The organism is Cupriavidus sp. 05L411 (genome assembly GCF_056398045.1).
Map to the genome: position 1 here is coordinate 1 of NZ_JBFTOQ010000090.1, position 14,578 is coordinate 14,578.

7 protein-coding genes are annotated in these 14,578 nt (G+C 62.8%); all 7 read left to right on the plus strand.

Features of this window, described 5'->3' with window-relative positions:
- Positions 1-136: 136 nt before the first annotated feature.
- The 7 genes from AC1DQR_RS39450 (at position 137) to AC1DQR_RS39480 (ending at position 13,630) form a co-directional block, all read left to right on the plus strand.
- On the plus strand, positions 137-706 hold the full coding sequence (locus AC1DQR_RS39450; RefSeq protein ID WP_477135054.1) for a ShlB/FhaC/HecB family hemolysin secretion/activation protein: 570 nt from the start codon (positions 137-139) through the stop codon (positions 704-706).
- Between the two features lie 10 nt (positions 707-716).
- Entirely contained in the window at positions 717-1,571 is an 855-nt protein-coding gene (locus AC1DQR_RS39455) for a hypothetical protein (RefSeq protein ID WP_477135055.1), read from the plus strand.
- Between the two features lie 105 nt (positions 1,572-1,676).
- Positions 1,677-11,450, plus strand: coding sequence for a hemagglutinin repeat-containing protein (locus tag AC1DQR_RS39460; protein ID WP_477135056.1), 9,774 nt, complete (start codon positions 1,677-1,679; stop codon positions 11,448-11,450).
- Positions 11,451-11,457: 7 nt separating this feature from the next.
- The gene (locus tag AC1DQR_RS39465) at positions 11,458-11,805 is read left to right on the plus strand and encodes a DUF596 domain-containing protein (RefSeq protein WP_416051217.1); all 348 of its coding nucleotides are present in this window, start codon (positions 11,458-11,460) and stop codon (positions 11,803-11,805) included.
- Positions 11,806-12,052: 247 nt separating this feature from the next.
- Positions 12,053-12,400, plus strand: coding sequence for a hypothetical protein (locus AC1DQR_RS39470; RefSeq protein ID WP_416051216.1), 348 nt, complete (start codon positions 12,053-12,055; stop codon positions 12,398-12,400).
- Positions 12,401-12,865: 465 nt separating this feature from the next.
- On the plus strand, positions 12,866-13,297 hold the full coding sequence (locus AC1DQR_RS39475) for a hypothetical protein (RefSeq protein WP_477135057.1): 432 nt from the start codon (positions 12,866-12,868) through the stop codon (positions 13,295-13,297).
- 93 nt (positions 13,298-13,390) lie between these two features.
- The gene (locus tag AC1DQR_RS39480) at positions 13,391-13,630 is read left to right on the plus strand and encodes a hypothetical protein (RefSeq protein ID WP_477135058.1); all 240 of its coding nucleotides are present in this window, start codon (positions 13,391-13,393) and stop codon (positions 13,628-13,630) included.
- Positions 13,631-14,578: the final 948 nt, after the last annotated feature.

Sequence of the window (14,578 nt, forward strand, 5' to 3'; positions counted from 1 at the left end):
GTGATCGACCACAAACAAAATTCGTTGGTCCATGGGTTTCAGCTCGCTCCAGGGCATGGGCATCTCCTTTCAGGGTCGCCCATGCAGCGTAGAAAACTGTTACCTATGTGCTTGAACTCAAGTGTTACCTATGTGAGTGAGTCGTACCTATCGCGCCGGCGTGCCCTGGCTCAATGGGCAAACCGAGATTCGCACGATCGCGCCCAATGCGCCCAGCCAGCGCGACAAGTTCCTCTATCGGCTCGCCACGCTCGATGCCACGCTGGTGGTCCCATTCTCGGCGCCCGGCGGGCCAGGTGGCAGCCGCATGCCGATGCGCTACATCACCACGGTGCACGCCCAGTACACCGGCCAGGCCTTGCTGGCGAGCGAGTTCATCTCGATGGGCAGCCGCTGGACCGTGCGCGGCTTCGATGGTGACGCCACGCTCGCCGCCGAGCGTGGCGCGTACTGGCGCAACGATCTGGAGATCCCGCTCGGCGCCACCGCGCAGAGCGTCTACCTGGGCCTGGATGCCGGCACCGTTGGCGGCCCAAGCGCCAGCTATCTGGCCGGCCGCACCCTGGCCGGCGTCGCGGTGGGCCTGCGCGGCAGCCCCGTGAAAGGCCTGTACTACGACGCCTTCCTCGCCTGGGGTCTCGTCAAGCCCGCCAATTTCCCTACACGCTCGCCGGCAGGCGGGTTTTCGGTGTCTTTCCAATACTAGGAGAACAAGGATGCAAAAAAAGATGAACCCCGCGATGGCCGCGATGGCCGTAACGACCTTCCTGCTCGCCGCCTGCGGTGGCGGGTCGGATGGCAGCAACGGAGCCAAGCCCAATGACGCGCCGGCCGCCACCGATAGCGCAACAACGCCCGCGCCGGTGAGCACAGACCCGCTCGATGCGGCCTGCCTGGCGGCACCTGCCGCCGGACAAAAGGTCACCGCGACGCTGAACTTCGGACCTGTGAGCGAGGTGGCAACCTTTGATGCCACAGCCATTGGCACCACGGTCTTCGACGGCGGCAGCTACGACACGCTCGAGGTCAAGCTGGTCAATGGCATCTTCAATAGTCACGGGACGAACGCGCGGCTCTATATCGATCCGGCCTCCGCGATTTTTCCAATCGGCGCAACTGATTACGGCGACCTCGATCAGGGCCCGTACGGCAAGTACACCAAGTATCGCCGTTTCACCTTCAAGGACAACGTGTCGGGGCAAACAGGCACACCAAACCTGGTTGGCATGAAGCCTAACGAGACGCGCAGCTTCACCATGTTGGAAGCGAACGCCGGGGCGCTGGCGACCAAGCCGCAACCCACCCTCAAGCCGATCGACCGGGTCGTCAACGTTGCCGTGCAATACATCGGCCGCGAAGACGTGACGGCCAAGGGCGTGACGTACAAGGGCGCTTGCAAGCTGGCGCTGCACTACGACCGCAAGGATCTCGGCACCCTGTTCCCGCTGCCCGTGCTGGAAGGGACCGCCTGGCTGGCTCCGGGCGCCGGCATCGTCAAGCTCTCCGGCGCGCCGCTGGTGGGCGTGGCCACCGTAACGGCTGAAACGACAGGCATCGTGGCCGCCAACTAGTGCCCTGACAACGCGTGCGCTGAATCCGAAAGCGCAATACGGCTGGCTGCCGCACCTCCCTGTTTGTGACGCCTTAATGCCTTAACGCCTTGACGCCTGGACGCAATGAACAACAATCGCTATCGCCTGGTTTTCGACATGACGCGCGGCGCGCGGATGGCTGTTGCCGCATGCTTCACTGTTGCGCACAAAGTTGCGGCGGGCGCATGCCCGGGTACGCTGATTGGCCACGCACCGCCGGTGGTGGCGACCCTGCGGCCGATCGCCTGGACGGTGCTGCTGGCGCTGGGCATGGTGCAGGCAAGCGGCGCGCAGATCGTGCCGGACGGCGCCGCCGGGCGCGGCCCTGGCATGGCAGCGGCGCCCAACGGCACGCCGATGGTCAACATCAATACGCCCTCCGGGGCTGGCGTGTCGCATAACCAGTACCAGCAGTTCTCGGTCGACGGGCGTGGGGCCATCCTGAACAACGCCACGGCCATCACGCAAACGCAGCTTGGCGGTTACGTGCCCGGCAACGCGAACCTCGGCGCAGGCGGCCCCGCGCGCATCATCCTGAACGAGGTCACGGGCGCGGCGCCAAGCCGGTTGAATGGGTACATCGAGGTTGCCGGGCAGCGCGCCGACGTCATCCTTTCCAACGGTGCGGGCATTTCGGTCAACGGCGGCGGCTTTATCAACGCCAACCGCGCCATGCTCACAACCGGCGCGCCGGTGTTCGGCGGCGACGGCAGCCTGGCGGCATTTCGCGTGACCCACGGCGGCATCCAGGTCGAGGGCCAGGGCTTCAACGGCACCAGTCTTGATCAGGTCGACCTGATCGCTCGCTCCGTGGCCATCAATGGCAGGCTGTGGGCCAACACCGTCAACGTCATCACTGGCACCAACCAGGTTGACTACGCCAACCTCGGTGTCCACGTGATCCCCGGCGATGCCAATCGCCCCACCGTTGGCATCGATGTGTCGAACCTCGGCGGGATGTACGCGAACCGCATCCGCCTGATCGGCACCGAGGCGGGCGTCGGGGTGCGCAGCGCCGGCACGCTGGCCGCGCAGGCAGGCGACTTCACGCTCGATAGCGCGGGACATGTCGCGCTATCGGGAACCACCTCCGCCACCGGCGCATTCGCCATGCACGGGGCGCAAGGCATTGGGAACACCGGGACCACCGCGGCTGGCGGCAGCCTGTCCGCCACCAGCGAGGGGACCATCAGCAACGCTGGCGCCCTGGTCGCCGGCCAGGACCTGACGGTGGCCGGCCGCTCGGTGCAGTCCAGCGGTACGCTGGCCGCCGGCATCGATGCCAACGGCAATACGACGCGGCCGGGCAATCTGACCGTGCGTGGCACGCAGTCCGTGGCCTCCACCGGGCAGAACGTTGCCGGGACTCGCCTGGACGTGAGCGGCGGCGCCGTGAGCCTGGCCGGCAGCCAGGCACGCGCCAACGGCGACGTGGCGCTCGCGGCGCAGTCGGGGGATCTCGACCTGTCCGGCGCCACTCTGGCGGCGGGGCAGGCGCTCACCGCCAATACCGCCGCCACGCTGCGCACCGATGGCGCCCGGCTGACGGCAAACCGGATCGATGCGTCGGCGCAGACGCTCTCGAATCGCGCGGGCACGCTGTACGCGCAGAACGGGGCTGGTATCGCGGTCCAAGGCGACGCCGACAACACGGGTGGCGCCATCCAAACCGATGCGGGCGACCTTGGCGTTTTGGCCGGCGGCAACTTGGCCAACGCGGACGGGCGCATCACCAATGCCGGCACCGGGCAAACCACCGTGCAGGCGGCCCGGGTGGAGAACAGCAGCCGCGGCGGCGCCACTGGCGCCGGCACTGTCGGCATCATCGGCGGTAGTGGCGCGCTGACACTCACGGCAGGCCAGTTGGCCAACACCGGCGGCGGCCAACTCATCGCCGGGACCGATCTCAGACTGCACCTGCGCGGACCGGCAGACAACACGCGTGGCCAGATTCACGCTGGCCAGCGCCTGCATGTCGACGGCAGCCAGGCCGCATGGGGCAATGACGGCGGCACGATTTCCGGGCAGTCGATCCATTTTGCCGGCGCCTCGCTATCGAACCGCCACGGCACGGTGCTGGCCAATGGCGCCTTGACGGCCAACCTCAACGGCGACGTGGACAATACCGGCGGCAGCTTGCAGGCGGGCGACACACTCTCCCTGACCGCGGGCGGCACCGTCACCAACGACAACGGCCAGATCGCCAATACCGGAACGGGCGGCACGCGTATCACCGCCTCTGCTATCGACAACATCCACGGCGCCACCCTTGGCGGCAACGGCGACGTTCAGCTCCAGGCGCGGCAACTGGACAACACAGTGGGTGCGCAGCTGGTCTCGGGCAAGAACCTGCAACTCGACATCGGCCAGTTGTTCAGCAACGCCGGCGGCAAGACCTATGGCGCAACGGGCCTGACCGTGACTGCCCAGAGCGGCAGCCTCCATAACGAGGGCGGGAGCCTCGCGTCGGGCGGCAATGCATCCATCCAGGCTGCAAAGATGGACAACGCCGCCGGCAAGGTCGTCGCCGATGGCGATATCGGGCTGACCGCCGCCAGCCTTACCGGCACCGGTACTGTTCACGCCGGGCAGGATCTGGCGGTGGCGACGCAGGGCGATTACGTCAATGCCGCCGGCAGCCGCTTCAAGGCGGAGCGCAACCTCGCCTTCGGCACGACCGGCGCCTTCACCAACCAGGGCAGGCTTGAGGCCGTCAATACCCTGGACCTGTCGGCCAGCCGCATCGTCAACGAGGCCGAGGGCACCATCAACGCCGCCACCACGAAGCTGGCCGCCCCAGGTGAGATAGCCAACGCCGGCCGGCTGGAGGGCAACACGCTCACCACCAGCAGCGACACGCTCAACAACAACGGGGCCATGATCGGCGGCACGGTGACCGCCAACGCTCGGGCAGTGCACAACACCGGCGCGGCCGCCGTCATGGCTGCCACCGACACGCTGAACGTCTACGGGCGGCAGCAGGTCACCAATACCGGGGGCGCCACGCTTTACAGCCTGGGCGACCTCCATATCGCGGCCAACGGCGAGCGGGATGATCGTGGCCTGCTCAAGAACCGCACCGGCCAGGTGTTCAACGACAGCAGCACCATCGAGGGCGGCAGCAGCGACGGCGTGCTCGAGATCGCCGCGCAGGATCTCATCAACCAGCGTCCGGCGCCGACCGTCGCCATCGACACCACCGTTGACACGAAGCACGAGCGCAAGCGCGAGAAGTACATTGCGTGCGCCACCACCAACCCCTATCCGAAAAAGGGCTGTTCGCAGGCCGTCTGGGCCGGTCCTTACAAGACGCCAGTCGATGCGTCATTCACGGCCGCCCAGATCCTCGCGCGCGACGACGCCAGGAAACGCCTGGTTGCCGACATCAACGGGGTCGCCACCCAGATCGACTACAACACGCTGACGGAAAGCAGCGGGGTCTTGCTGGTCAATTACTGGGATGGCTACAACCGCGACATCCACTACGACCCGGCCACCGAGTACGCGAGCCGCAATGACGGGCATCGCGGCTGGCAGCGCGTGGAAATCGCGCGCGACACGACCACGACAACGGCCACCGAGCGGGACGCCAACCCCGGCCAGCCGGGTGCCAGCCTGATCTCGGGCGGCGACATGATCCTCGCCAACGTCGGCAACCTCGTCAACCGGTACAGCACCGTGGCCGCCGGCGGCGGCATGCAGATCGGCGACCAGCGCCAGGGCGGCGAGGTGACATCCGGCCAGTACGGCCCCACCACGGTCAGCAATATCGGCCAGACCCTGTACCAGCGCACCACGCAGGGCATTGTTTCCACCTACGCCTGGAACAAGGACCCCAGCCAGGACGTAGGCCAGGTCGTGCAGCCGGGCGTGGTGCTGACGCCGGTTGCGGTGGGCACCATAGGCGGCGCCATCACCGCCGGCAAGCGGCTGACCATCTACGGCGGCAATGTCCAGAACGAGGATGTCGGCAAGAGCGACCCGATGGCCGGCACCGGCAGCACCACGCTGACCGGTGCCACGGCAGCCGCACGGCGCGTGGCCAACGTGTCGCTCGCCAACACGCCCATCAAGCTGCCATCCAACGGGCTCTTCACGTATCGCACCGAGCCGGGCTACACCTACCTGGTCGAGACCGATCCGCGCTTCACCCGGTACGGCAACTTCCTGTCGTCGGACTACATGCTGGGGCTGCTCGGCATCGATCCGGCCATGACGCAGAAACGGCTCGGCGACGGTTTCTACGAGCAGACACTGCTGCGCGACCAGGTGACCCGGCTCACCGGAAGAACCTACCTCGCCGGCTACGACAGCGCTGAAGCGCAATACAAGGCCCTGATGGCCGCCGGGGTCCGCGCCGCGCAGCCGTTCAACATGCTGCCCGGCATGAGCCTGAGCGCCGCGCAGATGGACGCGCTCACCACCGACATCGTCTGGCTGGTGTCCGAGACGGTCACCTTGCCCGACGGCAGCACCCGCAGCGTGCTGGTGCCGCGCATCTACCTGGCCCGCACCCGCACCGGCGACCTGCAGGCCAACGGTGCGCTGTTGGCCGCGGATGACATCGAACTGCACGCGAGCGGCACCATGAAGAACAGCGGCGTGCTCGATGGCGGCAGCCGGCTCTCGATCGCCGCAAAGGACAACGTGATCAACCGCGGCGGCGCGATGCGCAGCCAGGGCGTCACCGCCATCTCGGCGGGCCGGGACATCCAGAACCAGTCCGGCCAGATCAGCGGCGACAAGGTCGGCCTGGCGGCCGGGCGGGACATCCGCAATGTGACGCTGTTCGAGCAGCAAGGCGTGCAGTCCGCGGCGGGCAACGCGAAGGCTTCGACCAGCCTCTATGGCCAGCAGGCCGGCATCACGTCGCACGGCGACATGCTGCTCTCGGCCGGCCGCGATGTGATGCCGGCCGGCTCAACCCTCTCGGCTGGCGGCGATGCGGCGGTGATCGCGGGCCGCAACCTCACCTTCGACACCCTGGAAGGCAAGACCCGGCAGTCGCTCTACCACAGCGACAAGCACCACGGCGAGGACAGCCGCACCGCGCACGCCGTCAGCACGGTCAAGGCGGGCGGCAGCCTTACGGCCACCAGCGGCGGCGACACGACCCTGAAGGGCACCCAGGTGAAGGCCGGCACGGACCTGACCCTGATCGCGGGCGGCAACCTGAGCGCAACCGCCGTCACCAACGAGGCCACCCATGACAATGTGGCGCGCCAGAGCAGGAGCCGCCAGCAGGAAGAGCACAGCCGCGAGCAGTCTACCGTTGGTGCAAGCCTGTCTGCCGGCGGCAATGCCACCCTGGCGGCGGTCAAGGCGGCCGACCAGGGCGGCGGGACCGGCCGCACCGACGGCAAGGGCAATGTGACCCTCACCGGCGCCAGCGTGCAAGCCGGCGCCAACGGCCAGGGCGGCGGCGCGCTGACGGTGGTGGCGGACCGCAACGTGACGTTTGCCGAAGCACGCGAGCTGCACGACAGCAGCCTGGATGTGCAGCGCAGGGGCGGCAGCGTCATCCGGCGCACCTCCGGCAGCCTGCAAGCCAGCAGCCACGAAGACCTGGGCGCGGGCAGCACGCTCGCGGGCGATGCGATCAAGGTCCAGGCCGGCAACGACCTCACGGTGCGCCAGAGCGCCATTGCCGGCGCCAACGGCGTGGCCTTGGCGGCCACGCGCGGCAACGTCCTGATTACCGCCGGCGAGAACATCCGGGAAGAACGCGCCTCCCGCCAGGAGAAGACGTCCGGGTTCTCCGCCTTCGCCGGCAAGGGCGGCGTCGGCGTGTCGGCTGGCAGCAACAGCGCCAGCGGCGCCAGCCACACCTTGGCGGTCACCCAGAGCGATGCCCGCAGCCTGGTGGGCGCCAGCAACGGTAACGTCACCATCACCGCGGGCAAGGATGCCGCCATCATCGGCAGCGACCTGGTGGCCGGTCGCAAGAGCCGGAATGCCGATCCCGCCGCGGGCAATATCGATATCCTGGCCAGGAACGTGACGATCGCCGAAGGCGTGGATCGCATCGATCAGGATGCCAGTCAGCGCAACAGCGCCAGCGGCCTGTCGGTGGCCCTGGCCGGCACACCGCTGGACACGCTGAAGAATCTGCAGGCCGTGCAGAAGGACCCCCGCGCCGTGTCGCGCGTCACGGGGACATTGAAGGAGCTGGGCGCCTCCGCCTTGACGATGCCGCAGGTTGACGTGCGGATCGGCAACCAGAAGGGCAGCGCCCAGTCGGCCAGCGCCGCCGCCATCAGCAGCGCCAGCAACCTCAGCGGCGCGGGCAACGTCCGCGTGCGCGCCACCGGCAACGGCGAGACCGATGCCAACGGCAAGGCCGTGGACGGCAACATCCTGGTGTCGGGCAGCACGATCGCCGCGGGCGATGCCGCCGTCCTGGATGCCGCGCGCAATGTCACACTGCGCGCCTCCACCGACACCTATCAGGCAACCCGCAGCGCCAGCAGCAGTGGCTGGACGCTCAGCAACGCGCTGCCCAGCCTTGGCGACGTGGCCCGCCACATCGGCGGCGGCCCGAACAACAGCGGCGTGAGCATGTTGCCCTACGGCAGCCAGAAAGCCAACGCCAGCGGGGAGCTCGCGAGCCGCAAGCAGAACGCCAGCGTGATCACTGCCAACACCGTGGCAATCAAGGCGCACACGGGCGACATCACCATCGCCGGCAGCGGCATCGCCGCCGGGAACGACGTCATGCTCTCCGCGGCCAAGGGCAAGATCGACATCCTGTCCGGCCAGGACACGCTGTCGCAGCGCGCGGACAATGCCAGCCGCCAGATCGGCGATCTGGGTGGCACCGGGTACTCAGGCACGGTCGGCGTGCGCAGCGAATCGCACCACATCGACGGCACGCGGGCCACCCAGAACACCATCCGCAGCCAGGTGGCCAGCCGCAGCGGCAACGTGACGATGGCCGCCGGCGAAAACATCACCGCGCGCGGCGCGGATATCGCCGCCGGCAAGGATGTGACGCTGATCGCCAAGAACGTCATCCTCGATCCGGGCACCGACGCGGCCAGCCAGAACGAGCGCCACCGGATGAGCCAGTACGGATCGACCCTGGCGCTCTCCGGCTACGCGGTCAGCGCCGTGCAGGCCGTGGAGAACGCCGCCCGGGCCGTGGAAGCCAAAAAGGACGCCCGCGTGGCCACGCTCTATGGCGTGCAAGCCGCGCTGGCGGTCGCCAATGGCATCCAGGGCATCCAGGCCGTGACCAGCGGCGGCACCAGCGCCACCGCCGCGCTCAAGGTCACCGCCAGCATCGGCGGCGGCACCAGCGAAAGCCAATCGCACAGCCAGGCGAGCACAAACCAGGGCACCACGGTCAAGGCTGGCAACGCCGTGACGATCGTCGCGACCGGCTCCGGCCAGAAGGATGCCGAAGGCTTAGCCACCGATGGCGACCTCAGCGGCCGCGGCGCGCAGATCCAAGGCAAGACCGTCAGCCTGAGCGCATCCCGCGACGTGAACCTGGAAAGCGCCCAGGACCACACCAGCATGGACAGCCGCAGCAGCGGCAGCAACGCCAGCATCGGCGTGGGCTTTGGCATCGGCGGCCAGCAAAACGGCTTCACGCTGGAGCTAGCCGCCAGCCAGAACAAGGCCAACGCCAACGGCCAATCGGTGAGCAACCAGAACGCGCACGTGGCCGGCACCGACAAGGTCACCGTCACCAGCGGGCGCGACACCAACCTGAAGGGCGCCCAATTGATCGGGGCCACCGTGGAAGCTACGGTGGGCCGCAACCTGAATATCGAGAGCCGCCCGGACACGGACACCTATCACGCCAGGGAATCGTCCTCAGGCGTCCAGGCCAGCCTCTGCGTGCCGCCGTTCTGCTACGGCACCACGGTAAGCGCCAGCGCAAGCCTCACGCAGGGCAACACGGACAGCACCTACAGCTCGGTCAGGGAGCAGAGCGGCATCTACGCCGGCAAAGGCGGCTTCGATGTCAACGTCAAGGGCAACACCGACCTGAAAGGCGGGATCCTGGCCAGCACGGCAGCGCCGGCCCGGAACAGCCTGACCACCGGCACCCTGACCCAGAGCGACATCCAGAACAAGGCGGAATACAGCAGCAGCACCTCGACCATCGCGGGCAGCTACAGCGGTGGCAGCAGCGTGAAGGCGAGCGATCCGAACCTCGGGCCGGTGCAGCCCGCGCACATGGACTGGGGCAATGCCAATGTGCTGCAGAGTGCGGCCAACAGTCTGGCCGCCACGGCGGCGGGCAACGCGCAAAAGCCGACTGCAGGCAGTGCCGCAGGCGTGACCAAGAGCGCGGTTGCAGCAGGCACGGTCACTATCGCCGACGGTGCGGCCCAGCAGGCCAGGACCGGCAAGACGGCGGAAGACACGGTTGCATCCCTGAGTCGCGATACGGAGAACGCCAACCAAGGCATCGACAAGATCTTCGATGCGCAGAAGGTCAGGGATCAGCAGGAGTTGAACCAGTTGAAGAACCAGGTGGCGCAGCAGGCTGCGCCGCTGATCTATCAAAAGGTTGGCGACGTGCTGGTCGGTTCCTCGCCCGAGACCAAGGCAGCGGTGCATGCGCTGGTGGGTGGTCTGATGTCGCGGGCGTTGGGCGGCAGTTTTGCGGCAGGCGCTGCGGGCGGGGCCGCAGCGTCGTTGGCGATGGAGGCTTTTGGCAAGGCGCTGCTGGAGCAGAAGGATCTGTCACCGGATGACCGCAAGGCGCTGGCGCAACTCGCGGGATTGATAGTGGGAGGTGCGGCGGGGGGCGCGGCAGGTGGGTCTGTTGCTGATGTTGCCGCAGGCGCGAATATTGGGAAGGTGGCGACGGAGAATAACTATCTGAATCATGAGGAGGCCAATCGACTATCGGTGTTAAGCAAAAAATGTCGGAATCAGTGTTCCGATAGTGAACAGGAGGAAGTTCAGTCATTACTCACTAAGGATAGGGCGACCAACGAGGTCCTTTATACCTGTGGCAGAGACAGTTCCCCGCAGTGCAATGCGGCGCTTGCAGATTTCCTTGCAGCGCGGAATTCATATCTGCCAAGCAACGCCGATATTGCTGCATGGGCGGCGCAGAAAGAGCGGGAGAGCAATGGGCGATTTAAAGCAGATCAGCTTGCCGATGCATATCGAGCAGCATATTTCGGCATCGAACCCATTCAGACGACTGGAGGGGACATCTCTCCTACGGCCGATTGGATTCGTAAAGAGCTGGCGAAGGAACCACCTCTAAGCAAGCTTGCAATGGGCGCAGCAATGTACGGCAACGCCCAGTTGGCTGGCGGGTACGGGACCAACATGCTCACGAATGTCGGCGGCGTTGTTAGGCCACGGCCAAGCGGAGGGAAAGAGGGTGGGCAATCCGGCTCAAATCCAATTGTGGGTGATGAACCCTATGCGGGTTCCAAAGGCACATCAGATGGAAGTATGGCACATCCAGTGGGAGGAAACGGAACCTCTCCGGGTGGAGTCACCAGTACTTTCTCGAATTTTTCGGATCTGAAAAACGTTTTCAGTAAGGTAAGCTCCCAAAGCAGCGTTACCATCGAAGGGCTACCGATTCCTGTTGGCGTTGGCGGGAACAAATCCGGTACAACAAAGATCCTTGATAGCCAAAATTTGACAGAACAGCAAATTAAGAATTATGCAGCTCAGCTTTCCGGCGGTAGTCTGAAAAAAGTGGCTCCGGGTGTATATAGATCGCCTCCGCTACCAGACGGGACGACAGTCACATTAAGATCTATCTCTAGCTCTCAGAATCAAACCGGGGCCAGATGGAAGATCGACATTCGGGGAAATCCGGATATTCAAAGTGCAAATCCAAAAGTTCTGCAGTTTGAAATTAAATTCAGGTGAATGGTATATGTTTTCAAAGGAAAGGGCGGAAGAAATTGCCTATCTAACAGAGGGTATGGCATTGGATGCAGTCTGGATGTATGTGAGGCAGGATTATGGTAAGTTCGAAGATTCAAAAAATGCATTCTTTTGGTTGCTGGGAAGATTTCTTGATTCTGGGGTAATTAAGATTGGGAAAAGAGGCAATATTATTAAGGGCGACTCTAGTGATATTGTTGAGCTTTTTAGAAGGTCGTTTCCATTGAGCGAAGAGGAGCTAGAAGAGGGAACCGGTCTTGCAATATGGTTTTTCTCTGATAGCTGTCCCGGCGGTGCAGTCTGGATAGGCGAGAACGGTGAGGAGGAGTGGACGTAGCTGGGCAGTGCGAGCGCAACCGAGTCGAACGGCAACTCCGACAGTACCTTACCCGGTACGGCAACTTCCAGTCCTCGGACTACATGCCGGGGTTGCTCGGCATCGATCCGGCCTAGAGGCAGAAGCGACTCAGGGACCAACAGGAACTACTGCACCAGCAGCTGAAACGCTTCGAAGCCATCTCTCGCTGACGGTTTTTGCGGAGTTTACTCAGCACTCTCATTCCGCATCAAACTGGAAAAGTGAAATGAACTTCCCAACGAAAGAAGAGTTTTTAGAGAGTTTTGGCGTTGAACCAGCCGAAGAAGACCCTAGCCTAGCCCTCTGGCTGTACCGCGTGCGATCGCAACACAGCGACACGGAAGTTGAGGTTTCATTCAGCGGGGTCGCGGAGTCGTTCCAAGTTCGGCTTCAGTGTTGCGGTCGCGAAGTGCTCACTCTCGTAAGTGAACGAGCCAAACTGATCGAGCTATACCGAGACAAGGCTGGGTCTGGCATCCGCGCTGTCTTCGATGTGCAAGGTGTGAGTTCTGAAGCCGTTGTGATTCTTGTTCCGGAGGTCAGTTGTCGCTGGTGGGTGCTAAGAACCGAGTGATCCAGGAGTAGCACAACTGGGTTTGTGCCGACGGACCACCGAGCGACTAGAGATCTCGCGGGGACATTTACCGGGATTCGGGGAGGGGCCGGCCCGGCTTCTGCCGCCGCCACTCCCAGCGGAGCAGCAGAAGCCAGGCAAACCGGGCCGTGATGGCGATCGGAGTGCTCTGGTTGATATCCCGCCAGTTTGGGCAGCACATGTCTCAGCCGTTTTCCAGAAAAACTAGAACGAACGCGTCTAAATCAACAGCAATGGCGTTGATGAAACAGGATCTGCTTCAGGGTCGGGGAATCGAGGAACTGCTAAGCATGCCGGCGGTGGCGGTGTTTTCTTGAGAGACTCGGGTAGAGAGTTTAAAGAGCTTGGGACGGTGGCTCGAGAGCTTCCCGATAACAACTGCCTGCGTGGGATGACGAAGTGGGAGTGAATCATGCTCTGGAAGCCTAAGAGATAACTTGAATCATGGGAAAGAAACCAACCTTCTATTCATCGTTGCACGATGCTGAGCTTGTCTCTGTCGTCCACGAAAAAGCCGAAAAGAAGCTCTCGCTGGGATTTACATTGCCGAACGGCCACAAGTGTTTGGTAATTTTTGAGGGCGTCATAGCGATCAGGATATTGGAATTCATTACGCAGAACGTCGTTTCACGCGTTCTTCATACGAGCTCTATGGTGCTCAGTGATGATGAGGTAAAGCGTCTCGTTTCGTGGGCTAATGAATTGTCAGGCGGTGAGCTGCTTATCTCAGAAGATGCGCTATGCAAGTACGTAGAAAGAACAAAAACCGGGGATTTAAAAATCTTTTCGATAGAGCCTTCATGGGGTGCTGAAGTGGTATGCCTTTATGAGGGTGAGGTAAGCGAGAGGACGGTATTTGTACGGAAAGGAAAATGAGAGAAATTTTCAAATTAAAAGATGTTTTTTAGGTATTAATATTCTTTTAAAGAAAATATGTCGTGCTTTTTCCGGTGATATGCATTTAATGATATGAGCGATTTTCAGATTGTTTTTGTCAATGACGTAGATCACGAGCATCTGATGGCGGAAATATCCTATCAGAAGCAGCGTTTTTGCCTGATAAGCAAAGAGGGTGGAAATGAAAAAATGGAAATAGAGTTTCTAACAGACATTTTTATTATCGAGAAAAGCGTGGTGATGAAATTTCCACTTGTTGAATTTGTAGACGTACTCAAGCAAGCAGAGGCTGAGCTACGGCGGTGCATTTGAATGTGCGGGATATGGTGTCACTRCTTCCCTTGCTTGAACTTAGTCGATCGATGTTCTACAGGCACCTTGAACAGGTCGCTCAGACTACACCTGGTCTCCAGGAGGTGGAATTCGCTGTTCTGGACGCAGTCCGTTACTAGCGCTGCAACGAGAGTCTTGGGTTCAAGTTTTGTGAAGCCCATTCCCTAGAGGCACCGCATGGCATCATTTACGTACACAGTTTGGTCGAACGAGTCGGCAACAGACGTCCTCGCAAGGCTGCGAGATATGTTTATTCAGCTTGGTTTCTCGTTGGAAAACATGCGCACAGGGATGTGTCACGTCTGGGACGAGGAAGGTGAGTGCTCTCTCGTCGACGTCCATTCCCTATGCAACATTGAGAGCCAGAAGCTTCCCTTGGAGTTCAATGGTGGCGTGATGAAGAGGACATTTTCGTTACGCTAGCACCGGAGAAGTCCGTCGGCGGCACAACTTGCTATGTATGCCTTGTTGGACTGGCTCGCGCAGAGCAGGCAGAGGTTGCGCGGCTTCTGATTTTGCACGTTGTGCCCGGCAAACAGGAGTTTCCAGACGATTTTCCCGTTTTTCAGCTTAGTGCTCAGTAGCCACAGACAGCACAGATGAGTTTGTGCTGACAGACAATCAGGCGACCAAGATACTCGGGATGTGGGATGGGCATATTGCCCTGGAAAATGCAGTTACCAACGTGAAGCATGGAGGTGGGCGACCCGAGCGTTGGGGCCGGTCCAGCCGGCGCACGTTGCTGCTGACGCCCGGCAGGATCGATCAAATACTTGTGGTTGTCAACGCCGATTTAAAAGTGACCCACTTTCCCAAGATTCGCCGAAGTAAAACTGACCCACCTGGGTCCTGTCAGCCGGCCGTCTTCGCGGTAGTCCGACTGTTCGTTTGCCCTGCCCGGCGCTTGTCCTTCAGCCGATAGCTCTC